This window comes from Stenotrophomonas genospecies 3 (assembly GCF_054473855.1).
The window spans coordinates 254,811-279,831 of record NZ_JBTMUR010000004.1 but is presented as its reverse complement, the minus strand read 5'-3'; the positions used below and the strand labels follow the sequence as shown (position 1 = coordinate 279,831).

At 65.5% G+C, this 25,021-nt stretch carries 23 protein-coding genes and 3 pseudogenes; 9 read left to right on the top strand and 17 right to left on the bottom strand.

Features of this window, described 5'->3' with window-relative positions; translation table 11 throughout:
- Positions 1-589: 589 nt before the first annotated feature.
- From ACX9OT_RS07835 to ACX9OT_RS07815, 5 genes are all read right to left on the bottom strand, one after another.
- Positions 590-1,006: a hypothetical protein gene (locus tag ACX9OT_RS07835; protein WP_049460947.1), complete on the bottom strand. Its 417-nt coding sequence runs from the start codon at positions 1,004-1,006 to the stop codon at positions 590-592.
- 85 nt (positions 1,007-1,091) lie between these two features.
- On the bottom strand, positions 1,092-2,066 hold the full coding sequence (locus tag ACX9OT_RS07830) for a Dyp-type peroxidase (protein ID WP_049460946.1): 975 nt from the start codon (positions 2,064-2,066) through the stop codon (positions 1,092-1,094).
- A 123-nt stretch (positions 2,067-2,189) separates the two neighbouring features.
- Positions 2,190-2,558: a VOC family protein gene (locus ACX9OT_RS07825; RefSeq protein WP_049460944.1), complete on the bottom strand. Its 369-nt coding sequence runs from the start codon at positions 2,556-2,558 to the stop codon at positions 2,190-2,192.
- A gap of 67 nt (positions 2,559-2,625) precedes the next feature.
- The gene (locus ACX9OT_RS07820) at positions 2,626-3,393 is read right to left on the bottom strand and encodes a helix-turn-helix transcriptional regulator (RefSeq protein ID WP_049460942.1); all 768 of its coding nucleotides are present in this window, start codon (positions 3,391-3,393) and stop codon (positions 2,626-2,628) included.
- A gap of 123 nt (positions 3,394-3,516) precedes the next feature.
- Positions 3,517-4,092: an OmpO family porin gene (locus tag ACX9OT_RS07815; RefSeq protein ID WP_043034956.1), complete on the bottom strand. Its 576-nt coding sequence runs from the start codon at positions 4,090-4,092 to the stop codon at positions 3,517-3,519.
- A gap of 518 nt (positions 4,093-4,610) precedes the next feature.
- Between ACX9OT_RS07815 and ACX9OT_RS07810 the strand changes: the two are divergent.
- Positions 4,611-5,338 (top strand): annotated as a pseudogene (locus ACX9OT_RS07810) (DUF3363 domain-containing protein).
- 6 nt (positions 5,339-5,344) lie between these two features.
- On the opposite strand, the gene ACX9OT_RS07805 reads toward ACX9OT_RS07810, so the two are convergent.
- The 9 genes from ACX9OT_RS07805 to ACX9OT_RS07765 all read right to left on the bottom strand — a co-directional run bounded on the left by ACX9OT_RS07805 (position 5,345) and on the right by ACX9OT_RS07765 (position 16,208).
- Positions 5,345-5,611, bottom strand: coding sequence for a glutaredoxin family protein (locus ACX9OT_RS07805; protein WP_008786730.1), 267 nt, complete (start codon positions 5,609-5,611; stop codon positions 5,345-5,347).
- Positions 5,612-5,621: 10 nt separating this feature from the next.
- The gene (gene copM / locus ACX9OT_RS07800; protein WP_071228802.1) at positions 5,622-6,320 is read right to left on the bottom strand and encodes a CopM family metallochaperone; all 699 of its coding nucleotides are present in this window, start codon (positions 6,318-6,320) and stop codon (positions 5,622-5,624) included.
- Between the two features lie 224 nt (positions 6,321-6,544).
- Positions 6,545-7,741, bottom strand: coding sequence for an MFS transporter (locus ACX9OT_RS07795; RefSeq protein ID WP_049462200.1), 1,197 nt, complete (start codon positions 7,739-7,741; stop codon positions 6,545-6,547).
- Between the two features lie 91 nt (positions 7,742-7,832).
- Positions 7,833-8,177, bottom strand: coding sequence for a MerR family transcriptional regulator (locus ACX9OT_RS07790; protein WP_430543207.1), 345 nt, complete (start codon positions 8,175-8,177; stop codon positions 7,833-7,835).
- Positions 8,178-8,274: 97 nt separating this feature from the next.
- Positions 8,275-9,780: an efflux transporter outer membrane subunit gene (locus tag ACX9OT_RS07785; RefSeq protein WP_277778848.1), complete on the bottom strand. Its 1,506-nt coding sequence runs from the start codon at positions 9,778-9,780 to the stop codon at positions 8,275-8,277.
- Between the two features lie 20 nt (positions 9,781-9,800).
- Entirely contained in the window at positions 9,801-12,977 is a 3,177-nt protein-coding gene (locus ACX9OT_RS07780; protein WP_134952122.1) for an efflux RND transporter permease subunit, read from the bottom strand.
- A complete protein-coding gene (locus ACX9OT_RS07775) occupies positions 12,974-14,281 on the bottom strand; it encodes an efflux RND transporter periplasmic adaptor subunit (protein ID WP_277778849.1) in 1,308 nt (435 codons plus the stop codon). The genes ACX9OT_RS07780 and ACX9OT_RS07775 overlap by 4 nt, the downstream gene beginning before the upstream one ends.
- Positions 14,282-14,704: 423 nt before the next feature.
- Complete coding sequence (locus ACX9OT_RS07770; RefSeq protein WP_049462204.1) at positions 14,705-15,082, bottom strand: ArsR/SmtB family transcription factor; 378 nt, start codon at positions 15,080-15,082, stop codon at positions 14,705-14,707.
- Positions 15,083-15,125: 43 nt separating this feature from the next.
- Positions 15,126-16,208, bottom strand: coding sequence for a cation diffusion facilitator family transporter (locus tag ACX9OT_RS07765; protein WP_149909467.1), 1,083 nt, complete (start codon positions 16,206-16,208; stop codon positions 15,126-15,128).
- A 234-nt stretch (positions 16,209-16,442) separates the two neighbouring features.
- Here ACX9OT_RS07765 and ACX9OT_RS07760 point away from each other — a divergent pair, with 234 nt between their 5' ends.
- Both ACX9OT_RS07760 and ACX9OT_RS07755 read left to right on the top strand, forming a co-directional pair.
- The gene (locus ACX9OT_RS07760; protein WP_169708473.1) at positions 16,443-16,691 is read left to right on the top strand and encodes a metal-sensing transcriptional repressor; all 249 of its coding nucleotides are present in this window, start codon (positions 16,443-16,445) and stop codon (positions 16,689-16,691) included.
- A gap of 9 nt (positions 16,692-16,700) precedes the next feature.
- A complete protein-coding gene (locus ACX9OT_RS07755) occupies positions 16,701-17,999 on the top strand; it encodes an MFS transporter (RefSeq protein ID WP_277778850.1) in 1,299 nt (432 codons plus the stop codon).
- 50 nt (positions 18,000-18,049) lie between these two features.
- Here the strand turns inward: ACX9OT_RS07755 and ACX9OT_RS07750 are convergent, their stop codons facing one another.
- Positions 18,050-18,331 carry an ArsR/SmtB family transcription factor gene (locus ACX9OT_RS07750; RefSeq protein WP_425523792.1) on the bottom strand — a complete coding sequence of 94 codons (282 nt, stop codon included), beginning with the start codon at positions 18,329-18,331 and terminating at the stop codon, positions 18,050-18,052.
- Between the two features lie 314 nt (positions 18,332-18,645).
- Between ACX9OT_RS07750 and ACX9OT_RS07745 the strand changes: the two genes are divergently transcribed.
- The 4 genes from ACX9OT_RS07745 (at position 18,646) to ACX9OT_RS07730 (ending at position 22,966) form a co-directional block, all read left to right on the top strand.
- Positions 18,646-21,141, top strand: a complete 2,496-nt coding sequence (locus ACX9OT_RS07745; RefSeq protein WP_049462208.1) for a heavy metal translocating P-type ATPase — start codon at positions 18,646-18,648, stop codon at positions 21,139-21,141.
- 15 nt (positions 21,142-21,156) lie between these two features.
- Positions 21,157-21,636, top strand: a complete 480-nt coding sequence (cueR, locus tag ACX9OT_RS07740) for a Cu(I)-responsive transcriptional regulator (protein WP_049462209.1) — start codon at positions 21,157-21,159, stop codon at positions 21,634-21,636.
- 15 nt (positions 21,637-21,651) lie between these two features.
- Positions 21,652-21,990 (top strand): ISC system 2Fe-2S type ferredoxin, encoded by a 339-nt coding sequence (gene fdx, locus ACX9OT_RS07735; protein WP_008786744.1) that lies wholly within the window; start codon positions 21,652-21,654, stop codon positions 21,988-21,990.
- Positions 21,991-22,207: 217 nt separating this feature from the next.
- Complete coding sequence (locus ACX9OT_RS07730) at positions 22,208-22,966, top strand: MauE/DoxX family redox-associated membrane protein (RefSeq protein ID WP_049462210.1); 759 nt, start codon at positions 22,208-22,210, stop codon at positions 22,964-22,966.
- Positions 22,967-23,043: 77 nt separating this feature from the next.
- Here the strand turns inward: ACX9OT_RS07730 and ACX9OT_RS07725 are convergent, their stop codons facing one another.
- Both ACX9OT_RS07725 and ACX9OT_RS07720 read right to left on the bottom strand, forming a co-directional pair.
- Positions 23,044-23,235: a heavy-metal-associated domain-containing protein gene (locus ACX9OT_RS07725; protein ID WP_049462211.1), complete on the bottom strand. Its 192-nt coding sequence runs from the start codon at positions 23,233-23,235 to the stop codon at positions 23,044-23,046.
- Between the two features lie 100 nt (positions 23,236-23,335).
- Positions 23,336-23,500 (bottom strand): Lrp/AsnC ligand binding domain-containing protein, encoded by a 165-nt coding sequence (locus tag ACX9OT_RS07720; protein ID WP_161802498.1) that lies wholly within the window; start codon positions 23,498-23,500, stop codon positions 23,336-23,338.
- Here ACX9OT_RS07720 and ACX9OT_RS07715 point away from each other — a divergent pair.
- Together ACX9OT_RS07715 and ACX9OT_RS07710 are read left to right on the top strand one after the other, a co-directional pair.
- A pseudogene (locus ACX9OT_RS07715) lies at positions 23,481-23,870 on the top strand (CopG family transcriptional regulator); the annotation flags it as partial. The gene ACX9OT_RS07720 and the pseudogene ACX9OT_RS07715 overlap by 20 nt on opposite strands.
- Positions 23,871-23,920: 50 nt before the next feature.
- A pseudogene (locus ACX9OT_RS07710) lies at positions 23,921-24,028 on the top strand (P-type conjugative transfer ATPase TrbB); the annotation flags it as partial.
- Positions 24,029-25,021: the final 993 nt, after the last annotated feature.

The following is a 25,021-nucleotide window of genomic DNA, read 5'->3' as shown; positions in this document are numbered from 1 at the left end:
GTTGGCGCACACCTGCCGACCAAGGTCGGCATCTACCCAACACATCCACGCAGGGCGTGGATCTACTGCACCCGCAAGATCAGTAGCGCCACGCCATGCGTGGCTTGGGGCTACCGGTAGTCGCCAACCTTGGTTGGCGCACACCTGCCGACCAAGGTCGGCATCTACCCAACACATCCACGCAGGGCCTGAATCTACTGCACCCGCAAGATCAGTAGAGCCACGCCATGCGTGGCTGGGGTTTACCGGTAGTCGCCAACCTTGGTTGGCGCACACCTGCCGACCAAGGTCGGCATCTACCCAACATATCCACGCATGGCGTGGATCTACTGCATCCGCAAGATCAGTAGAGCCACGCCATGCGTGGCTTGGGGCTACCGGTAGTCGCCAACCTTGGTTGGCGCACACCTGCCGACCAAGGTCGGCATCTACCCAACACATCCACGCAGGGCGTGGATCTACTGCACCCGCAAGATCAGTAGAGCCACGCCATGCGTGGCTGGGGGCCTACCGGTAGTCGCCAACCTTGGTTGGCGTGCGTGCCGACCAAGGTCGGCATCTACCAGGCGCATCCACGCATGGCGTGGATCTACTGGGTAAGCAGCAGGCCCAGCCGCAGCGGCTGACGCATGTCGGCTGGTGGCGCGGCCTGCAACGGCGCGGACTGCAATGTCGCGCGCAGGTCGGCGTCGATCTGGGCGTCGCCCAGGCTGTCGAATTCGAGTTTCGAAATGCGGCCATCCGCCGCGATCCACACGCTCACCGGCAACGGCGTCGGTGCATCAGGGTGTGCCTGCAGCCATTCCAGCACGCGCTGCGCCTGCGGGTTCTGCTCCTGCTGCAGGCGCTGCTGCAACTGGCCGCCCACGGCGGCGGCATAGGCCATCCAGTGTGCGGGAGCCTCCTGCGCGGAAACGCTGGCACTACCAAGTGCGAGCGCACCGAACAATGCGGCCAACGGCCGCCACCAGCGGCGCACGCCGGTCCTGTTTCCTGCCATGGCCATCGCCCGTCTCCTGCGCCTCCATCCAACGTCTGATGGTCGGCGCGGTAGATGACAGGCAGATGGCGGTCGGCACTGCCCGGCGCGATCAATCGCCCAGGTCGGCCAGCACCTTGCGCGAGGGCGCGAAGAAGGTCACGCCGGTGGTGGCGGTGGAGAAGTCGAGAATGCGGTCATGCAGCGGCGCGGGATTGCCGATGAACATGCGCTCGAGCATCTTTTCGATCACCCACAGGCGGCGCGTGTAGCCGATGAAGTAGGTACCGTACTCGCCACGCCCCGGGTTGGCGAACGGCATGTTGTCACGCAGGATCTCGTGCTCGCCGTCGGCGTCTTCGATGGTGCACAGGGTCTTGTGCGATTTCTGTGCATCGGCCGGTGCATCGTCCAGCTCGATGTTGTCGTGCTTGGTGCGGCCGATGATCGCTTCCTGCGCCTCGGTCTTCTGCGCGCGCCAGGCATCAAGATTGTGCAGGTACTTCTGCACCACGACGTAGCTGCCACCGGCATGCTCCGGATCTTCATCGCCCACGATGGTGGCTTCCGGCAACGACAGCCCTTCCGGATTGGCGGTGCCGTCGACGAAGTCGAGCAGGTCACGGCCATCGAAATAACGGAAGCCGGCCACATCATCGACCGTTTCCACCGCATCGCCGAACGCCATCAGCAGGTTGCGCTCGAATGCCACGATCAGGTCCATGGTGCGCGCACGGATGTGGTACAGCAGGTCGCCCGGCGTGGACACCGCGGTGTGGGTCGCGCCCTTGATCTCGCGGAACGGCGCCAGCTCACGCGGCGGGGTGGTACCCACCAGCGGCTGCCACACGCGGTGGCCAATGGCCACGTTGCAGGTGAAGGTGCGCTCGATCTCGCGGATGGCGGTGTTCTTGATCAGGTCGTCGGTGCTGGCCAGCACCTCGCGCGCCTTGGCGATCGACGCCTCGTCATCCTTCACTTTCAGCACCAGGAACGCCGCCGAATGGGTGAGCGGCGCGGTGATCTGCTGCGGCTCGTTGTCGAGCGTGTGGTTGAGGGCGGTGATCGGTGCGGGCTGGGAGTTCACGGCGGTTCCTGCTGGCTTGAGGCGGGCGCATCGCGCGTGGCGATGTGCGGGCGATCATAACGGAACCGCCTGACCGGGGACGGAGCGGTTCTCGTTCCGTCCACCGGCGAAGGTACGAAGACCTCAATCCATATCACTCCAGACCGCCAGCTCGTAGCCATCCAGATCGCGGAAGTGGAAGCGACGGCCACCGGGGAAGGCGAACACCGCCTGCACCACCTCGCCACCGGCGGCGACCACGCGCTGCTGTGCATCCGCCAGGTCCGTGCAGTAGAGGATCACCAGCGGCCCCCCGTGGGCACGCACCGCCGCGTCGGCCACGAAGCCACCTTTCAGACGGCCGTCGTCGAACTCGGTGTAGGCCGGGCCATAGTCGGTGAAGCGCCAACCGAACACCTCGCCGTAGAAGCGCGTGCTACGGTCAATGTCGGCGACGTTGAATTCGATGTTATCGATGCGGCGTTCGGCATCGTGGGGCGCGGCAGGATTCATGGCGAGGCTCCGTGGTGGGAGCCCAGCATCGATCAATGCAGCACAGTGGTCTTGAACAAAACGGCCATCATTGTCCCCACTCCAGGCGCAGCTCGCTGGCGGTCATGCCCGCCAGTTCACGCGCCTCGCGGCTGAGATGGGCCTGGTCGGCATAGCCGGCATCAGCGGCCAGCATCGCCAACGAATGCAGTGGCAGCGCGCGGCTATGGCGAAGAAAGCGTTGCAGGCGCAGGATGCGCTCCAGCGTCTTGGCGCCGTAGCCGAACTGCGACTGGCTGAAACGCCGCAGGCTGCGCGGGCTCAGGCCCAAGTGCGCCGCCAGCGTATCCAGCGTGGCGTGACCCCCGGCGAGCGCCTGGAACAGGACATGTGCACGCTGCGCCGGGGTGTCGAGTGCGGCCGCGCCCATATGCTGCTGCAGGCAGTACGCCATCCGCTGCAGGCGCTGCGCAGGCGCGGTGTCACCGATGGAAGCCGCAGCTTTCTTCGCCCACGTGCCCTTCAGATCGGCCAGTGGCACCGCCTGGCCGATGATCTCGGCCAAGGGCAGGCCAAGCGCGGCCAATGCCTGGCCAGGTCGGAAGCGTGCCCCCAGTACCTGTGCACCGGGTGCCAGTGCCGGATGTGCAGCCACCCGATCCGGGCCGACCACGAACAGCCCGCCGTCGCGCCAGAGGATATCCACGCAGCCATCGGGCAATACGGTGATGTGCCCATCGGCATCGGCAGGGAGCTGGCTCTGCCACAGCTGGCCGAAGTGGCCGCGCAGCGGCGCAGGCGCCAGATGCTCCTGGTAGGTCGTGCCGGTGCCTGCAAGAGAGGAAGGGTCGCCCATGCCGCATTGTGGCGCCACGGGGCCCATAAAAGTGAAGCCCGGCGCGAGGCCGGGCTTCGGTTGGCGTGTGGGAGAGAGAGAGAGTCACACGCCAGCACAACACGCACTAACGACAGGCGTTTGTTACCAGGTGAAGCGCGGGCCCACGAACCACTCGCGGTCGCCGGCCTTGGCCAGCTTCACTTCGCCACTCAGGCCCCAGTTCTGGTTGAACTTGGCGGTGGCGCCGACACGGCCATAGAACTCGCCGTCCGGGTTGATGCCGTGCTTCTTGCTGAAATCTTCGTAGCCGGCCATCACGTAGCCTTCCACGTACGGGTTGAACGCGGTGCGCACGCCCACTTCGGTGGAGTAGCCGTTGAAGTCCAGGCCGCGCTTCTCGTCGTACTTCTGGTACGCAACACGGGCCACCAGGTCGGTGTTCGGTGCGATGCCGTAGTTGTAGCCGACACCCAGGCGCCACTGGTCGACGTCATTCTTGAACTTGTCGGTTTCCTGGGCGCTGTAGTCGCCAAAGACGTGGAAGTTCGGGTGCACCGCAACGGAACCCTTCACCTTCCAGCCATCGGCGTCGCCGCCCTTGGCATCGGTGTTCACGTAGCCGCCTTCAACGTAGTTGTACGACAGGCCATCGGTTGCCGATGCAGCGAACGGCAGAGCAGCCAGAAGACCCAGGGCAAGCAGCGAATTCTTGTTCATCGGGACACACCTTTAATTATTTTGGTTTCGTCGACCGCCTCCCGGGAAGGGGGAGAGAGAGGAGGCGGTCGACAGGTGTGAATTATCCGTTAGGGGGTCTAATCAACCCTGAATATTGAACTGACTGGTGTATAAATAAGGCTGGCGTTCAGGGAACTCCGCATGGCATTGCTGTTAGACGGGCAACCATAGGTTTGCGTTTTGGCTGAACCTATGGTTGCGCAAGGGCTGAGAACCTATGGTTGCAGTGACTTAGGGGCAGAGCTGACGTCCGCGGCTGATTGGCCCTCGCCAACAGCCCAGGAGGCAAGCGCCGCCGTGACATCGGTCCAACCTTGTCGGTCCTTAACAAGTAAGGAGCCCCTTTAGGTGCCCTACGAGGGTTCGCGGGGAGTCGGACGAAGCATGCGGTTGGCCTTAGCGACTCAGGACTAGTAGTGGTCGACATCGCTAGAGTCTCGTCCGCTACGGGCCGTACGCTGACGCGCCTCGCTCCTCTTGAAGTTCACGGCTGCTTCATGCCAGAAGCTGACATCGCTAGGCTACCTCCGACGCTTCTCAGAGGCCTTAATATCAAGCCCGCCTTAACGCTGCATGCGGCTAAGACCGGCGGCACTCCATCTACTAAATGGGCCCTGCGTCGGGCCGGCATTGTGGAGCGCGTTGCCGAAGGGCTATGGAAGGTGCCGGACGACCTGGCCGAGCGTGGCCGCCAGTACGACGCGCAGCGCCTGGGCGGCGTGGCCGTGGAGCTGAAATCGCACTTGCCCATCGAGCGGCAGGCCCGCGTGATCGGGGCCACGTGGCTCGACCAGCAGTTGATCGGCGGCGGCTCGGGCCTGGGCGACCTAGGCTTTGGTGGCGAGGCCAGGCCATGCAACAGCGCGCCGACTTCCTGGCCGAACAGGCGCTGGCCGAGCGGCGCGGGCAGCGCGTGATCCTGGCGCGCAACCTGCTGGGCACGCTGCGCAACCGGGAACTGGCACAGGCCGCGAAGGACATTGCCGCTGAAACCGGCCTGGAGCATCGCCCGGTGGCCGACGGGCAGCGTGTGGCTGGCATCTACCGGCGCAGCGTCATGCTCGCCAGCGGGCGCTACGCGATGCTGGACGACGGCATGGGATTCAGGTTGGTGCCGTGGCGGCCGATGATCGAGCAGCGGCTGGGGCAGCATATCGCCGCCGTGGTGCGCGGTGGCGGCGTATCTTGGGAGCTTGGACGGCAGCGCGGGCCAAGTATTTCTTGAGACCCTTCATCTACTTGTCGAACGGCCGAGCGCCTTCATCAGCCCCGGCTTCTGGCTCGCAAAGGTGCCATAGAAGACCTCATTACCGATGAGCGTGATCGGAGCCACGCGCACGCCGGTTCGTGACTTGGCTTCCGCAGAAATCTTCGGGTCGGTCAGGTCGCGTTCTTCAAACACGATGCTCTGCTGGGACAGCCACTCCTTCAGCACCCGGCAGTCCGGGCAGGCTGGAGTGCTATAGATGATGATGCGCGGGGTGCTGGCTTGGTTCATGGTCGTGCCTTCACTTTCCCCGAGCGGCAAGCCAGCTCTTCATCATGGCGATCTCTCCTTCCTGCGCAGAGATAACCTCCTGAGCCAACTCGCGGACCTCCGGGTCCTTGCCGTACTGCAACGCCACCTTGGCCATGTCGATCGCGCCCTGGTGATGCGGGATCATGCCGCGCATAAAGTCCACATCGGCATCGCCGCTGAAGTCAATCATCATGTCGGCGTGCATGCGGTCATTGCCGGCACGGTAGGCGGTCGTCGAGGCGTCGCCCGAGCTGCCGGTCCCCGCCTGTTGGCCGCGTTCTCCAAGCCACTTATTCATCATGGCGATCTCGCCTTCCTGCGCAGAGATAACCTCCTCGGCCAACTTGCGGACCTCCGGGTCCTTGCCGTACTGCAACGCCACCTTGGCCATGTCGATCGCGCCCTGGTGGTGCGGGATCATGCCGCGCATGAAATCGACGTCGGCGTTTCCAGTGAACTGCGCTCCCATCCCCGCGTGCATCTGGTCGTTCACGGCGCGATACGCGGTCGTGGAAGGACTGTCATTGGCCGAGGCGCTGGAGGGCATCGCGTGCCCATGGTGACCTCCGCTCGCATTGGCCTGCATCACTTCACCCGACGGGACCACCTTCTTCTGAACGGCCCTCAGGCCGATGGCGACCACGACGGCGCCCGCAATGAACAACAGGCTGAACTTGTTGACTCTCATGAAAAACTCCTTGAATGAGGTTGATGGCGTCACTGTAGGGCCTCCCATTGTTGGAAGGTCAAGGCCCTCATTTCGCCGTTGATGCCGATGAAAACCCTCGGCGCAAGATCCAGTCCTTCACTTCCGCCGCCTACGACAACGCGCTGTCGAAGCTGCAGCGGTGGAGGCAGGTGATGTAGCGCCTGAGGTGACCGCTAGATGGAACACCTTCCGCATCGGCCCGATCAGCCCGGACCTAGCCGCACCGGCTTTCGCGCGGTCTGCCACAGCAGCGGCACCAAGATCAGCGCCAGGGCCGGGAAGATCATCCAGTTGACCGCCTGCCAGCCCGAGTTGTGCAGGATCGATCCCGCGAGGAACGACACGGCTGCCGTGGCGGCGAAGACGAAGAAATCGTTCATGCCCTGCGCCTTGCTGCGCTCGGCCGGGGTGTGGCAATCGGTGACCATCGCCGTCGCGCCAATGAAGCTGAAGTTCCAGCCGATGCCCAGCAGCGCCAGCGAGCCCCAGAAGTGGGACAGGCCGAGCCCGCCCAGGGCCACCACCCCGGAGGCGGCGAGCAGCACCATGCCCACGGCGGTCACGCGCTCCTTGCCGTAGCGCACCATCAGCCGCCCAGTGAAGAAGCTCGGCCCGAACATCGCCAGCAGGTGCCACTGGATTCCCAGGGCGGCGTTGTCCACCGAATGCCCGTGGTTGACCATCGCCACCGGCGCGGCGGTCATCACGAACGCCATCACCCCATAGGACACCACGCCTGCGGCCACGGCCAGCGCGTAGCGCGGCATCGCCAAGAGCTGCAGCACCGTGCGGCCGCTGTCGGCGGCGGCTTCGGCCGGGGTCTGGCGCGGCGTGCGCAGCATCAGCAAGATCGGCAGGGCGATCAGCGGCAGCAGCGCCTGGCTGAGGAAGCTGCCGACGTAGGGCGTGCCCGCTACCGCGTCGCGCGTGAAGATCACCAACTGCGGCCCGATGATGGCACCCGCGAGAGCCCCCACCATCACCCAGGAAATCGCCTTGGCCTTGAGCGCGTCCTCGGCGGTGTCGGCGGCTGCGAAGCGGTAGCTCTGCACATACGCGCCGTAGAAGCCCGCCAGGAAGGTGCCGGCGCAGAAGATCCAAAACGAGGCCAGCATGATGCCCAGCGCGGCGATCAGGCCCGAGGCCACGCCGAAGCCGACCCCGACCACGTATCCGTTGCGGCGGCCATGGCGCCGCATGATGAACGCCGCAGGCAAGGTGCCGATGGCAAGACCCAGGCCGAACAGGCTCACAGGCAAGGTGATCGAGGCCGAGTCCTTGGCAAGCTGCTGGCCGACCAGCCCGCCCAGCGACATCACGATGGGCGCGCTGGCGCCACCGAGCGCCTGCGCGGCGGTGAGAACGCCGATGTTTCGGCGCGTGATGCTCTGGTCGGTCATGGGCGGTCCTTCTTGTTCGTTTGTCTGGCCGGAATTATTACACACATGAATATATGTTCAGTTATTAGACCATGATTCGGCCATACGATGCTCATGAACCGCCGCAGCCTGGTCGCTCCTCGCAAATCTCCCGAGCGGCAGAAGGAACAGCCTGCCGTTCCAATGCGAGCAGGTGCTCTTTCACCCGGGTCAGTTGCGCCATGCGTTCCTCGACACAGGCGAGATGGTCCCGGACAGCCTGCGTCAGCAGCTCGGGTTCCGGGGACTCGCGATGCGTCCAGCCCAGCAAGTTGCGCATGTCATCCAGGCCGATGCCCGACGCGCGGTAGTTGCGAATCAGGTACAGCCGCTCGACATGGGCCGGGCCATAGCGCCGGTAGTTGTTGCGGGACCGCTCGGGAGCGGGCAGCAGGCCCTCCCGTTCGTAGAACCTGATGTTCTCAGGGGCGTGCCGGTCAAGCGCGCGAGTTCACCAATCCTCATCCAGCTCTCCGCGCGCAGCGATGGGGGACGCCACCGCTGCGCGCCGGCCCTCATCCCGGCGACCGGGCGGGCTGCTGCGCCGTGGCGCCCGATTGCACCGTGTGCTCAGTCCAGCCGCCGCCCAGCGCCTTGTACAGATGGATGAGGTTGTTCAGCCGCGTCAGGCGCGTGCGCACCAGGGTCTGCTGCGTGCCGTAATGCGTGCGCTGCGCGTCGAGTACAGTGAGGTTGTTGTCCACGCCCTCCTGGAAGCGCTGCTCGGCCAGCTCGTAGGCCTTCTGGCTGGCCGCCACCAGGAGCTGCTCCGCGCGGATCTGCTCATCGAGCGTGCGCTTGCCCGCCAGGCCGTCGGCCACCTCGGCGAAGGCCGCCTGGATGGACTTCTCGTAGTTGGCGATCTCGATGCGCTTCTGTACGTGCGCCACGTCCAGGTTGGCGCGCAGCGCGCCGCCGCGGAAGATGGGCAGCGTGATCTGCGGCAGGAAGCTCCAGGCCCGCGAGCCCGAATCGAACAGGCCGTCCAGCGAAGCGCTGGCCGTGCCCGCCGAGCCCGTGAGGCTGATCATCGGGAAGAACGCGGCCCGCGCCGCGCCGATGTTGGCGTTGGCGCCGATCAGCATCTGCTCGGCGGCGCGGATGTCCGGCCGGCGCGCGAGCAGTTCGGACGGCAGGCCGCTCGGCAGGCCGGTCGGCACGATGTCGTCCGGCAGCGCCATGGCCTCGTCAAGCTGCCGGGACAGCTCCGGCGTCAGCGGCTGGCCCAACAGCAGCACCAGCGCGTTGCGGTCCTTGGCCGCCTGCCGCGTGTAGGCGGCATGGTTGGCCTCGGCGGTGCGCAGCGCGATCTCTGCGCGGCGCAGGTCGAGCTGCGTGGAGTTGCCCACTTCCACCAGTTGGGTGGTCAGCCCGTAGGAGCGCTTCTGCGTGGCGAGGGTGTCGCTCGTCAGGCGCAGCAGTTCCTGGTCGGCACGCAGCGTGAGGTAGGCGCTGGCCACCTCGGACACCAGGCTCATCTGCGTGGCGATGCGGGTCTCGTCGAGGGCCAGGTAGGACGCCAGCGCCCGGTCGCTGAGGCTGCGGACGCGGCCCCACAGGTCCAGTTCCCAGGCGGCCGTCACCCCGGCCACGTCGTAGCGCCGGAGCACGTCGCTTTGCCCCGTGGTGCTGAGGTCGGCCGGTGCGCGCTCTGACGCGCCGCGGGCGGAAACGCCCAGGTTCGGCAGCATCTCGGCACGCTGGATACGGTACAGCGCCTGAGCCGCCTCCACGTTGAGCGCGGCCTTGCGCATGTCGCGGTTGTTCTCCAGTGAAATGCCGATCAACTGCTGCAGCAGCGGGTCGCGGAAGAAGTCCCGCCAGCCGATCTCGGCCGTGATCGCGTCGTCGGGCGTCGCGGCCGCCGGTTCCACATAGGCCGCGCCCGAGGGATAAGCCGTGTCGATCGGCGCTGCGGGCCGGTCATACTTCGGTGCCATGGAGCAGCCAGTCAACGCCGTCGCGAGGGCGAGCGGCGCCAGCGTCCTGGCGGGTCGTGTGAATGCGAAAGATGTTTTCATGTCGTATGTCCTCCTGGCCGTCATGCGTGCTGGTCGGTCATGCCGACACGGGCATGGCGCGCTTCGCGGCGCAGCGCCAGCTTGCGCACCACGACGTAGAACACCGGCGTCAGCACCAGGCCGAATACCGTCACGCCCAGCATGCCGGCGAACACCGCGATGCCCATCGCGTGGCGCATCTCGGCGCCCGCACTGCTGGCCAGCACCAGCGGCACCACGCCAGCGATGAAGGCGAACGACGTCATCAGGATCGGGCGCAGCCGCAAGCGCGCGGCTTCAAGCACGGCTGCCAGCGGATCGGCCCCTTCGCTTTCCTTCGCGCGGGCGAACTCCACGATCAGGATCGCGTTCTTGGCGGCCAGGCCGACCAGCACCACGAAACCGATCTGCGTGAAGATGTTGTTGTCCCCCCCAGAGAGCCAGACGCCGGCGATCGCCGAGAGCAGCGCCATGGGTGCAATCAGCAGCACAGCGAACGGCAGCGACCAACTGTTGTACTGGGCCGCCAGGAACAGGAAGGCGAGCAGCACCGCCAGCGCGAAGATATAGATAGCAGTATTGCCAACTCGCTTTTCCTGGAAAGTCAGGTCCGTCCATTCGTAGGTCATACCGTCCGGCAGCGATTCGCTCACGATCTTCTCAATCGCGGCGGTGGCCTGGCCGGATGAGTAGCCCGGCGCTGGCCCGCCGCTGATGTCGGCCGAGGGGAAGCCGTTGTAATGCATCACCCGGTCGGGGCCGGAACTGCGCTCGATGGTCGCGATCGCGCTCAGCGGGATCATGTCGCCCGCTGCATTGCGCACCTTGAGCATGCCTATGTCCTCAGCCTGCATGCGGAACTGCGCATCGGCTTGGGCCATTACCCGGTAGGTGCGACCGAAGCGGTTGAAGTCGTTGACGTAGAGCGAGCCAAGGTTGACCTGCAGGGTGTCGAACACCTCGGTCAGCGACACGCCCTGCGACTTGGCCTTCACCCGGTCGATGTCCACCTGCAACTGCGGCGCATTGGTCTGGAAGCTGGCGAGCATGTTCGCCAGCTCGGGCGCCTGCATGGCCTTGCCCATGATCTGGCCCTGTGCTTGTGCAAGCGCCTCGGGACCCAGGCCCGCCCGGTCCTCGATCTGCAGCTTAAAGCCGCCCATAGAACCCAGGCCCGGCACCGGCGGCGGCGGGAAGATGCCGACGAAGCCGTCCGGGATCTGGCTGAACTTGCCCATGAGCTTGCCCTGGATGGCGAAGGCCGACAGCGACGGGTCCTTGCGCTCATCGAAGGGCTTGAGCATGGCGAACATCAGCGCGGTGTTCGGCTGGTTCACCGGTCCATTGACCGACAGGCCCGGGAAGGCCACCACGCTCTCGACGCCCGGCTCAGCCAGTGCGATCTTGGTCATCTCCTTGACGACCGCCTCGGTGCGATCCAGCGAGGCGCCGGTCGGAAGCTGGGCGATGCCCACGAGGTAGTACTTGTCCTGGGCGGGCACGAAGCCCGCAGGCACCTTGTGGAAGCCCAGCCAGGTCAGGCTCAGGAAGCCGACGTAGAGCAGCAGCACGATGGCGCTGCCGCGCACCGCGCGGCGCACGCCCCCGACGTAGGAATTCGAGGCGCGGTCGAAGAAGCTGTTGAAGCGGCGGAAGAAGCCGCCGAACACGCCATCGATGATGCGCGTGACGCGATCGGGCTTGGCCGCGCCGTGGTGCGGCTTGAGCAGGATGGCGGCCAGCGCTGGCGACAGCGTAAGCGAGTTGATCGCCGACAGGATGGTCGAGAACGCGATGGTTAGCGCGAATTGGCGATAGAACTCGCCCTGCAGCCCCGACAGGAACGCCGAGGGGATGAAGACCGCTGCCAGCACCGAGGTGATGGCCAGGATCGGGCCAGTCACTTCATCCATCGCCTTGCGCGCCGCGTCCTTGGGTGATTCGCCCAGCGCTATGTGGCGCTCCACGTTCTCCACCACCACGATGGCGTCATCCACCACGATGCCGATGGACAGCACCAGTCCGAACAGCGACAGTGTGTTCAGCGAGAAACCGAACATGTGCATCACCGCGAACGTGCCGACCAGCGAGACCGGCACGGCGATCAGCGGGATGATCGACGCGCGCCAGGATTGCAGGAACAGCACCACCACGATCACCACCAGGAAGATGGCCTCCAGCAGCGTGACGGCGACGGACTGGAGCGAGGCGCGCACGAAGACCGTGGGGTCGTAGGCGACGCTATACTCAATGCCGTCGGGGAACTTGGCTTGAAGTCGGTCCATTGCCGCGCGCACCGCGCTAGACACATCCAGCGCGTTCGCGCCCGGGCTCTGGATGATCTGTATCCCCACCGCCGGCTCGCCATTGAGCAGGCTGCGCAAAGAGTAGGAATCGGCCCCCATCGAGATGCGGGCGACATCCCGCAGGCGAGTTACCTGGCCGTCGGCGCCCGTCTTCACGACGATCTCGCCGAATTGCTCCTCGCTCGACAGTCGGCCCAGAGTGTTGACCGTGACCTGGAACGCCGCCGAGGCATCCGGCTGCTGACCAACCGAACCAGCGGCAACCTGTATGTTCTGCTCGCGGATGGCGGCAACCACGTCGCTCGCGATCAGCCCACGAGCAGCGACCTTGGCGGGTTCGAGCCAGACCCGCATCGAATACTCCCCGGCGCCCCAGACTAGGACATCGCCGACGCCTGGCGTACGAGCCAGCTCATCCTTCACATGAAGTGTGGCGTAGTTGGAGACGTACAGCGGATCATATCGACCTCCAGGCGAAAGCAAATGCACCACCATGAGAACGTCCGGCGACGTTTTCTCGGTGACAACACCGATGCGCTGAACTTCAGGCGGTAGGCGCGGCAACGCCCGCGAGACCCGGTTTTGCACCTGGATCTGCGCAATGTCGGCGTTGATATGCTGCTCGAAGGAGACGGTGAGCACCATTTTCCCGTCGGTGGACATCTGAGACTGCATGTACATCATGCCTTCTACGCCGTTGATCGCCTGCTCCAGCGGTGATGCCACGGTATCGGCGATCACTTGCGGGTTGGCACCGGGATAGCTAGCGGTGACCTGCACCGTGGGAGGCGTGACCTGCGGGTATTCGCTCAGCGGCAGCTGGAAGTAGCTGATCGCGCCCGCGATCAGCATCAGCAGCGACAGGACGATGGCGAAGACCGGCCGGTTGATGAAGAAGCGGGGGAAATTCATTTGCGGGCCTCCGCCGAGCCGGCCGCGCCGTCAGCCTTGGCGGGGTCCGCGCCACCGGCCTTGGCAGGCGCCGCAGCGGGAGCCGGAGCGTTTGCCGCAGCCTTGGTCGCGCCGGCCGCGCCTGCGGCCGGTGCCGCGGGCGCCTGCATGGGCACCATGCGCGGCGTGACCGCCATGCCGGGGCGCACGAGGCCCTTGATGATGATCTTCTCACCGGCCTGCAGGCCGCCGTTGATGACGCGCAGCCCGTCCACCACCGGCCCCAGTTCGATGGGCCGGTACTGGGCCTGGTTGTTCTCGCCCACAACCAGCACGTAGTTGCGCCCTTGGTCGGTGCCCACGGCCTGATCGTCGATCAGGACGGCCTCGCGCGCCGCGCCGGTGGACAGCTTGGCCCGGACGAACATGCCGGGTGCCATGCGCCCATCCGGATTGGGCACAACGGCGCGCACGCGGATCGTGCCGGTGCTTCGGTCAATGGTGTTGCCCACGAAGTCGAGCGCGCCCCTGTGCGGGAAACCCTTGTCCGTGGTCAGCCCGACCTGCACGGGCAGCGAGGCCTTGCCGCCGGCGCCCGCAGCGGGCCGCGAGCGGCTCACGACGTTGAGGTACGTGGCTTCGTCGATGTCGAAGTACACGTGCAGCGGGTCGATGGACACGACCGTGGTCAGCAGCGTGGCCGCGCCGGCGACACCGCCGCTGACCAGGTTGCCCTCGGTCACGAGCACGCGGTCAACGCGCCCGGCGATGGGCGCCGTGACGCGGGCGTAGGACAGATCCAGCCGCGCCGCAGCGACGGCGGCCTTGGCCGCTTGCACCTGGGCCTGGCGCGCACTGCGCGCGGAGACGGCATCGTCGTAGGTCTTGCGCGCGACAGCGCCGGTCGCCACCAGGCGCTCGGCGCGGTCGAAGTCGGCCTGGGCCTGACTGGCCAGCACCTCGGCCTGTTGCAGTTGCGCCGCAGCCGTGTCGAGCGAGACCTCGAACGGCCGGGGGTCGATCTGGAACAGCAGTTGTCCCTTGCGCACCAGTCTGCCCTCGGGGACGCTCACAGCATCGACGGCGCCGCCGACCCGCGAGCGCAGCTCGACGGTCTTGGGCGCGGCCAGGAAGCCGGTGTACTCGGCCGATGGCGCGACCGTGCGGGTGATGACCTCGGCCACGGGCACCTGCGGCGCCATCGGCGCGTCCGCCGGGGGTGCCGCGGCCTTGCCTTCGTCCTTGGCGTCGCGGGCGGCAATCGCTATGCCCCCGACGGCTGCGATGACGCCTGCCACCACAACGATTCTGATTTTTTTACGCATGGAAGTGCCCCTTTCTTGGATGCAGGACTCCGGCCCTTCCGAAGCGCTCTGCAGAAATTTGTGTGGAGGCTGGGCGTTACAACGAAGGCAAGGTCAAGCCCTTTGGGTTGCCCTAGCGGGCAGGCTGCATGGACAAGGTGGTGGGGAACCCCGCGTCGTCGCCGTGGCCACTCCGACATCCAGCTCACGAATGCCGTTATGCGGTTGAACCGGTCGGTCTTGTGGGTGATTGCGAGCGCGGGAGGCTCAGGCGTCCAAGCTGCCGCCGCCCATTGCTGTGCCTGCGCGGCATCCCGGCGCCCAGGCAGGGCCCGCGATTCAGGCTGTTGCGCCCAGGCCGCATCGAGGACGTCCTTGAGGCTAACCGGCGGCGTGGGTACCGGCGCCTCGCAACCTGCCATTCGCCTGGGTGCTTGGGCCTGGTCAGTCGTCGGCTTTGTCCTCGGAAATGTGGACCGCCATGTCCTGCAGCACCTGGCTGACGTGCTGGTCCGCGATGCTGTAGAAGATGTGCTTGGCTTGGCGTTCGCCGCGCACGAGGCGCGCTCCGCGCAGCAGCCGCAGGTGATGGCTGACCAGAGACTGCGACAGGTCGAGCGCTTCGGCGATGTCCCCCACGGCGACCGAGCCATGCATGCACTGCAGCAGGATCTTCAATCGCGATTGGTCGCCCAGCAGGCGGAAGGTCTCGGCCAGAACAGCGACGTCACTTTGCGACATTGCGAGGGCATCGGTCGCCGCGTCGTGGCTGGTGGTCGAGCATTGCGAGGTGTCGGCGCTGGTGGTTTCGCGGGACGTCATGGATGCAAATCCTCAAGTGGAGTGCGAGCCGGCTCGCGCGGCCTCAATGCCTGTGACCAGGAGCGGAATGGTCGTGGTCATGGCCGTGGCTGTGCCCGCCGCCATGCTTGTGATTGCCATGATCATGGCCGCTGTGGTCATGACCGCTGTGATCGTGGCCGCTGTGGTCCTGACGCTCCGACGTGGGCTGCAAGCTGCAGACGTTCTCGTCGGTGCCCGAGTTCCAGTCGATCCCGACCGTGGCGTGTTCGATGCTGAATTGCTCTCGAAGCACCGCTTCGACGCGTTTGACCACGGCGCGTGCTTCCTCGTCCACGTTGGGGCGAACGTGCAGCGTGGCCATCGTGCGCCCGGAGGTGAGCTGCCACACGTGAACGTGGCTGACGGCCGCCAGGCCCGGCACGGCGCCCATCAGGCCTTGCTCCACCTTTTCCGGCGAAGCATCCTCCGGCGCGCCTTCCAGCAGGATGTGGATCGACTTGGCGAGCAGCTTCCATGCGCTGCGCAGGATCAGCGCCGCCACCAGGACCGACAGGATGGGATCTATCGGCGTCCAGCCCGTGAGGTAGATGACGATCGCAGCGACGATGGCGCCGACCGAGCCGAGCAGGTCGCCCATCACGTGCAGGATGGCCCCCTTCACGTTGACGTGATCGGTCTCTCCGCGGGTCATGATCCACAGCACGAGCACGTTCACCAGCAGGCCGAGCACGGCGACGATCATCATCGGGCCGGCCAGGATCACGGGCGGCGCCTGCAGCCGCTCCCACGCCTCGTAGGCGATCCAGGCGACGATCGCGAACAGGGTCACGGCGTTCAGGAAACCGGCGATGACCTCGAAGCGCAGGTAGCCGAAGGTGCGCTTGCTGTCGGCCGCGCGGCGGCCGAACCGGAATGCTGCGTAGGCCAGTGCGAGCGCCGCGGCGTCGGTCAGCATGTGGCCCGCGTCGGCCAGCAAGGCCAGCGAGCCCGACAGCACGCCTCCGACGGCCTCCACAACCATGAAGCCGAAGATCAGGAAAAAGGACAGCAGGACCTTGCGCTCGTTGGCGCTGGTCACGGTCGGGGTGTGGTCATGATCATGGTCGTGATCGTGACCATGGTCATGTGCGTGGGATTGGGACATGGGGCCTCGGGAAACTGGGTCTTTGACTGTGGCTCAAAATATAACACATGAATATGTGTTCATGTGAATTGATTTGCACATTTGTGTCCGCGTCTCACCACGGCCGGGATGCCGCTCCGGGCAATTGCCTTAGCCTGGCTCGGCGACCATTCCCCACGCTTGGCAAGCAGCCGTTGATCTAACATCCAGTGGCAATATCCCCCCCTAGGGGGATATGATTTCAGCATGGAAGACATGCATAAGCACACCACCCATCCCGACCTGGTGAAGCGGCTCAAGCGCGCCGAGGGGCATCTGCGGCACGTCATCGGGATGATCGAAGGGGGAGAAACCTGCCTCGACATCGCCCGCCAGCTCGCGGCGGTGGAAAGCGCGGTGACGGCGGCCAAGCGCGTCCTGATCCACGACCACATCGACCACTGCCTGTCCCATGACGAGGACTCCGTTCTGACCGAAATGAAGGCGCTGACCAAACTGCTCTGAGGCCGTCCGATGCTCTCCGTGCTGAAGAACCGCACCTACCGCCACCTGTTCACCGCCCAGGTGATCGCGCTCGTCGGCTCCGGCCTGATGACGGTGGCGCTCGGCCTGCTGGCCTACGAGCTGGCCGGCGCGGATGCAGGCGCGGTGCTCGGGACGGCGCTGGTCATCAAGATGCTGGCGTACGCGGGGGTCGCGCCGGTCGCGCAGGCCTTCGCCGACCGGCTCCCGCGGCGCTCGCTGCTCGTGGCGCTGGACCTCGTGCGAGCGGCCGTCGCGCTTTCCCTGCCCTTCGTCACCGAGGTCTGGCAGATCTACCTGCTGATCTTCGTTCTGCAGGCGGCGTCCGCCGGCTTCACGCCGACCTTCCAGGCCACCATCCCGGACATCCTTCCCGACGAAGAGGACTACACGAAGGCGCTGTCGCTGTCCCGGCTGGCCTACGACCTGGAAAGCCTGATTTCCCCGATGCTGGCCGCCGCGCTGCTGACCGTCATCAACTTTCACAACCTGTTCGCAGGAACGGTGCTCGGTTTCCTCGTTTCAGCCGCTCTCGTGGTCAGCGTGCGGTTGCCCACGTCCGTCCCCGGCCGGCGCCGCGGCATCTGGGAGCGAACGACGCGCGGCACGCGCATCTACCTCGCCACGCCACGCCTGCGGGGCCTGCTGGCGATCAGCCTGGCCGTCTCGGCGGCAGGCGCGATGGTGTTCGTGAACACGGTGGTGCTCGTGAAGGCGCGTTTCGGCCTGGGCGAAGTCGAGGTGGCGTGGGCACTGGCGGCGTTCGGAGGCGGCTCGATGGTGGCCGCCTTCGTCTTGCCGTCCCTACTGGAGAAAGTAGCCGACCGACCCGCGATGCTCACCGGCGCCGCTGTCCTCGTCGTGGGCACGGCGATCGGCGCACTGCTGCCGAGCTATGTGCTGTTGCTGCCGCTGTGGCTGGTGATCGGCTTTGGCTACAGCGTGGCGCAGACGCCATCCGGCCGTCTTCTGCGCCGCTCGGCCCACGCCGAGGACCGTCCAGCGATCTTCGCGGCCCACTTCGCGCTGTCGCACGCCTGCTGGCTCATCTGCTACCCGCTGGCCGGACGCTTCGGCGCGGCCACGGGGCTGCAATCGACGTTCGTCGTCATGTCCTTGATCGGCCTGGCTGGCGTGGCGCTGGCGCTTCGGCTGTGGCCGGCCAGCGACCCGTCGGACTTGGCCCATGACCATCCGAACCTGTCGGCGGATCACCCCCACTTGCGTCAGCACGCGAACCAAGGCGGGCACCATCACGTGCTGGTCGTGGATGACTTGCACCGGATCTGACCGAAAGGATAGGCCTCACGGGACGCGGTAAGGGCTGTTTCGCACCAAGGCTAGTCGTCGCTGTTGTCCTCAACGATGTGGATGGCCATGTCCAGCAGCACCTGGCTCACGTGCTTGTCCGCTACCTCATAGAAGATCTGCTTGGACTGGCGCACGCCCCTGACCAGACGGGCTCCACGCAACAGTCGAAGGTGATGGCTGACCAACGACTGCGAGAGTTCGACGGCTTCCGCGATGTCGCTTACCGACGTGGACCCCTTCATGCAGCACAGCATGACCTTGAGCCGCGACGGATCGCCCAGGAGCCGGAAAGTCTCGGCCAGGATGGTCACGTCATTCTGTGACAGGGAGGCCAGATCGGTGCTTGGGCCCTTCGGTGGGGCACTGACTGGTTTGCGTGGAGTCATCTCTCAAAAATTCCTACCCTCGAACGGCTGTTCGTGCCCTTCAGGATCAACGAGGCTGCGACCGCTTGAGCGCGCGCACAGCCCGGGACCAGGGCGAGCCTGGCGACCAAGGCCCCTCGTTTCCCCCGTGCGCCGGGCCATTTCTGAAACCTGACAGTACCCGAAAAAAGCGCTTGACCTTCCCACGATGGTAAACCCCAAGCTCCCCCCGTGTCGAATATCAACTATGGGAAACAACCATGAGCATGCCAATAACGAGTGATGCTCGTGCCACCGCAGCAGCGATCAGCCTACCCATCGAGGGCATGACCTGCGCGAGCTGCGTCGGCCGAGTCGAGGCCGCCCTGGCCAAGGTGCCGGGCGTGGACAGCGTTTCCGTCAATCTCGCCAACGAGCGGGCGGACATCCGCCTGGCCGGTCCTGTCGATCGCATCGCGTTGATCCAGGCGGTCGAGAAGGTCGGCTACGACGTGCCGGCTGGCACCGTCGAACTGGCGGTCGAGGGCATGACCTGCGCCTCCTGCGTGGGCCGCGTCGAGAAGGCACTCAAGGCCGTGCCCGGCGTCACCGAGGCCACGGTCAACCTCGCGACCGAGCGTGCCACCGTGCGCGGCGTGGCCGCCGTGGCGGACCTGATCGCGGCCATCGAGAAGGTCGGCTACGAGGCCAACCCGGTGGATACCGGCGCGCAGGCCGACGAGGAAGCCGCCGAGAAGAAGGACGCCGAGCGCGCCGAACTCAAGCGCGACCTGACCCTGGCCGCCGTGCTGGCGCTGCCTGTGTTCGTGCTCGAAATGGGCTCGCACATGATTCCCGGCATGCATGAGTGGGTGGCTTCCACCATCGGCATCCAGCAGAGTTGGTATCTGCAGTTCGTGCTGACCCTGCTGGTGCTCGCCATTCCGGGCTGGCGCTTCTACGAGAAGGGCTTCCCGGCGCTGTTCCGCCTGGGTCCCGACATGAACTCGCTGGTCGCGGTCGGCACGGCCGCGGCCTTCGGCTATTCGATGGTCGCCACATTCGCGCCCAGTCTGCTGCCGGCCGGCACGGTGAACGTGTACTACGAGGCGGCCGCCGTCATCGTGGCGCTGATCCTGCTGGGCCGCTTTCTTGAGGCACGGGCCAAGGGCCGCACCTCCGAGGCCATCAAGCGCCTGGTCGGCCTGCAGGCCAAGGAGGCGCACGTGCTGCGCGACGGCCGCATCGTGGACATCCCGATCAACGACGTGGCGCAGGGCGACATCGTGGAAGTGCGCCCCGGCGAGCGCGTGCCGGTCGATGGTGAAGTGACCGAGGGCCGCAGCTTCGTGGACGAGTCGATGATCACCGGCGAGCCGATTCCCGTCGAAAAGGCGGAAGGCAGCACCGTGGTCGGCGGCACCGTCAACCAGAAGGGTGCGCTGACGCTGCGTGCCACCGCCGTGGGCGGTCAGACCATGCTGGCGCAGATCATCCGCATGGTCGAGCAGGCGCAAGGTTCCAAGCTGCCGATCCAGGCCGTGGTGGACAAGGTGACACTGTGGTTCGTGCCCGCCGTCATGCTGGCCGCCGTGCTGACCTTCTTGGTCTGGCTGGTGTTCGGCCCGTCGCCCGCGCTGTCCTTCGCGCTGGTCAATGCCGTGGCGGTGCTGATCATTGCCTGCCCGTGCGCCATGGGTCTGGCGACGCCGACCTCCATCATGGTCGGCACGGGCCGCGGCGCCGAGATGGGCGTACTGTTCCGCAAGGGTGAAGCCCTGCAACTGCTCAAGGACGCCAAGGTGGTGGCCGTGGACAAGACCGGCACGCTGACCGAGGGCCGCCCGGTCCTGACCGACCTGGAGATTGCCGACGGCTTTGACCGCAACCAGGTGCTGGCGAAGGTCGCCTCTGTCGAATCGCGCTCGGAGCATCCGATCGCACGCGCCATCGTCGAGTCGGCCGTGGAAGGTGGCATCGCGCTGCCGACGATGACCGACTTCGATTCGGTCACGGGCATGGGTGTGCGTGCCACCGTGGACGGCGCGCGTGTCGAGGTCGGTGCCGATCGCTTCATGCGTGAGCTGGGGTTGGACGTGAGCGGCTTCGCTCGCACGGCCGAGCGCCTGGGCAATGAGGGCAAGTCGCCGCTGTACGCCGCGATCGACGGCCGACTGGCCGCCATCATCGCGGTGGCCGATCCGATCAAGTCCAGCACGCCCGCGGCCATTGCCGCGCTGCACCAGCTCGGCCTGAAGGTGGCGATGATCACCGGCGACAACGCGCGTACCGCGCAGGCCATCGCCAAGCAACTGGGCATCGACGAGGTGGTGGCCGAAGTGCTGCCCGAGGGCAAGGTCGAAGCCGTGCGCCGCTTAAAGGCCACCCACGGCCAGATCGGCTACGTGGGTGACGGCATTAACGATGCGCCGGCGCTGGCCGAGGCCGACGTGGGCCTGGCGATCGGCACCGGCACCGACGTGGCGGTGGAGTCGGCCGACGTGGTGCTGATGTCCGGCAACCTGCAGGGTGTGCCCAATGCCATCGCGCTGTCCAAGGCCACCATCGGCAACATCCGCCAGAACCTGTTCTGGGCGTTTGGCTACAACACGGCCCTGATCCCGGTAGCTGCTGGCGTCCTATACCCCGCATACGGTGTGCTGCTGTCCCCAATTTTCGCGGCCGGAGCGATGGCGCTGTCCAGCGTGTTCGTGCTCGGCAACGCGCTGCGCCTGCGCCGCTTCCAGCCGCCGCTGGCGGCGGATACCGCTCATTGAGAAAGGAGGAACACCATGAACATCGGTGAAGCATCCAAGGCCTCGAAGGTCTCGGCCAAGATGATCCGCTACTACGAGCAGATCGGCTTGATTCCCCCGGCCGACCGGAACGATTCGGGCTACCGCGCCTATAGCCAGGACGACGTACACCGGCTGCACTTCATCCGGCGTGCGCGCGACCTCGGCTTCTCGGTGGCCGAGATCACGGACCTGCTGGGACTGTGGAACGACAAGTCGCGCCAGAGTGCCGACGTCAAGCGCCTGGCGCAGCAGCACATCTCCGAGCTGGACCGGCGCATCGCGAGCATGTTGGAGATGGCCGAGACGCTCAAGGCGCTGATCCGGTGCTGCGCCGGCGACGAACGGCCCGACTGCCCGATCCTGCACACGCTGGAGCAACTCGATACCAGCGACGACGAGCCCGAAGCGCGCACCGGCGCCGTGCCACGGCGTACAAGTGGCAACGCAGCGGCAACGAAGCCGCGTGCGCACTGAGCAGCCGGGAGAGACATGCCCAAGATCACCGTCTTGCCCCATCCTGAACTGGCGCCCGAGGGCGCCGAGCTGAACGTGCCGGTCGGCACCTCGATCTGCGAGGCGCTGCTAGACAACGGCATCGAGATCGAACATGCCTGCGACATGAGCTGCGCCTGCACGACCTGCCACTGCATCGTGCGCAAGGGGTTCGATTCCCTCAACGAGGTCGAGGAGTGCGAGGACGACCTGCTTGACCGGGCCTGGGGGCTAGAGGCGCAATCGCGCCTGAGCTGCCAGGCCATCGTGGCGAACGAGGACCTGACCGTCGAGATCCCGAAATACACGATCAACCATGCCAAGGAGAACCACTAGGACCCAGCGTGCCGCCGCGGGCGCGCCGGCCTGCGGCGGGGTTGCTCTGGCAGACGGAGGACTGACGGCGTTGCAGCCTGACGACCGACCCGCGAGCCAGATGTCTACACCCCCTTGCACCACCGCCGGTTAGGCTGGAAATGTCGTCAAAGTCCTTCAATCCGTGATAGTCGGCGCTGCGGCCGGCCCATGAAAAGTCCCACAGGAGAAGTCCAGCATGTCTGCGCCCAAACAAGCCACGCTCTACCGGATGGTCATGCCCGGCCATACCTGCCCCTACGGGCTGAAGTCGCTCGATCTGCTCAACCGCAAGGGCTACGAGGTCGAGGACAAACACTTGGCGAGCCGCGAGCAGACGGATGCGTTCAAGAAGGAGCATGGCGTCGAGACCACGCCCCAGGTCTTCATAAACGGGCGGCGCGTGGGCGGCTACGACGACCTGCGCAAATTCTTCGGCATGTCCGTGAAGGACAAGAACGCCGTGACCTACATCCCTGTGATCGCGCTGTTCGCCATGGCGGCCGCGATGGCGCTGGCGGCGAGCTGGGCGGCCTTCGGCCAGCTCTGGAGCATTCAGGCGGCAGAGTGGTTCGTGGCCTTTGCCATGTGTCTCCTGGCGCTGCAGAAGCTCAAGGACGTGGACGGCTTCGCGACGATGTTCCTCAACTACGACCTGCTGGCCAAGCGCTGGGTTCGGTATGCCTATTTCTACCCGTTCGCGGAGGCCATCGCAGGCGTCCTGATGGTCGCGGGCGTGGGGATGTGGGTGTCGATTCCGTTGGCGCTGTTCATCGGGACCGTCGGGGCCGTGTCGGTTTTCAAGGCGGTCTATGTCGATCGCCGGGAACTCAAGTGCGCCTGTGTGGGCGGGGACAGCAACGTGCCGCTGGGCTTCGTGTCCCTGACCGAGAACCTGATGATGGTGGCGATGGCCCTGTGGATGTGGGCCAAGGTCGCCTACCTTGGGATGCACTGAGCGCCGCGCCAGGTACGGCACAGCGCACGTGCTCGCATCGGTTGTCCTGTGTGCAGGCCGGCCACGACGCGGTGTTACTACGCGCGCGGCGGGAAGCCAGCTTCGCTCAGGGCCGCGGCGATCTGCTCTTGCGAGGCCGAGGTCTGGACCTCGACACGGCGGGTCGGCGGGTCCGTGACGATCTTAGCGTTGGGGTCGATCGTTTGGATCGTTTTCGTAACGGTGCGGGCGCAGCCGCCGCAGGTCATGTCTTCGAGATGGAATTGCATGGAAAACTCCTTTCGGGTTTGGGTGTTTGAAGTCTGGTCCTTGCCAAGGTTGGAAGGTCAAGCGCTATTTGCATCCCCGCTACACCAATCGGCCGAATGCTCATAGGGGCAAGGCCGTGGTGCTCTTTACCCGATCCAGCACGAAGCTTGTCTTGCAGTCCTGCACGCTGGGGTGCTTGAGCAGCGTGTCGAGCACGAAGCGAGAGTAGTGAGCCATGTTCTTGACGACCACCCGCAGCAGATAAGGCGTGTCCAAATCCAGCATCGTCGCCGCCGCCTTGGCGTCCTGGCTGTCGCCGGACGCGGCCGACCAGCGCGAGGCAGCCATCGCCAAGCGATTGGATCGGCTGTCGCGCCAAGCCGAGCGCATGGAGCGCGATCAGAACATCGCCATCGAAACGCTGGCGCTGTTCATCCGCTACTACCTCACCGTCAGCACGCCGGTTCCCGAAGCGCACCAAGACGCGGCCCGCGCGCAGGGCAAGGCGCGATTCGAGCAGTTCACCGAGCAGCTTGGCCGCCACCTGATGCGCGGGCGCAGCCTGGTGCGTGACGTGGTGGAGGAACTGCACCCCGACCCGATGCGGATGGAGGACGCAGCGGCAGCCGCTCAAGCACGGGAGCGTGCGTCATGAGCGCCGTTCCCCAATCCATGAGCGCCACGTCGCTCGACCGGCGCATCCAGATGCTGCGCACGGCAATGGGGCCGCTGATCGCCACCGCGCTCGAAGACCCCGACGTCGTGGAAATCATGCTCAACCCGGACCGCACCCTTTGGGTGGATCGCCTGTCTGTAGCCACCTCGCATCCATGGCAGTGTTCGCTTCGGGTCGAATAGGGGCCCTAGCATTCCTGATCGCGTCGTCGGCGCCAGCTCGTCTGCTTTCGGCCGGAACCTACGCGTATGCTAGCAATCACAGTCCACAAAACCTTGTGGCGATTCAACTTGAATGAACTGCTATGCGCCAGCTTTGGATTGAAGACGAGTGATGTGGTCGAAGGCAGCGAGTTTCGCCTCCGCTTGAGACTTGTAGTTGCGGCGAGCGTGCAGGACAGTTGAGTCGTCTAGCGCAGCCAAGGTACAGGCCCATTCTCCGCCGCGCGGGTAAACGGTAATGCGGAATCCATCCGAAGTGATATGCGGATTCCCCTTTGCCGAAACTTTCCACGCACGCGCAGTCCAACGCTTGCGCTTTGCTGCGCTGCTTTTCATAGAGGCTTCACGGGCTCGCGAGGCCGCCAGGTCGCCTTCCATGTGGCCGGCACATACACACCCAACCTCGAGAACGTTCGGGTAATCTGGGTGCTCCATGTGATGGACGTAGCGGATGGTTTGCGACTCGCACATCTCGCAATCGATCTGCGGCTCTCCAAGATCCTCAATATCTACGCAAGTCCAGCCGCGATGCGGCACTCCGGCTACAGACCACTTGCCTCGCCTATGCGCGACCAGCTCTTATTCTGTCAGAGGATTAGTTACTGCCATAGACCCTGACTACCTAGTAGCCGGACCCTAGAGTCCGGTCAAATGAATTATTCACAGCGCACCTTGTGGCAGGCTATCCCCTGATACCGCTCGATCTTATGTCCGCTGCGTCCGGGTATCAAGCACATGCATACCCCCACCACGAACAGGGCGGGAGCGAGCCCTTCAGCGGAGGTCTCCCTGGAGTCGAAACTGGAGGCTAGCATCGCTCGGGCCGAAACCTGCCTCAGTGCCCGCTTCTGGCCAGAACCGGACGTTCTGCACGAGTAGCGAGCATGTCTGCAGAGAGATGGCGGTTAG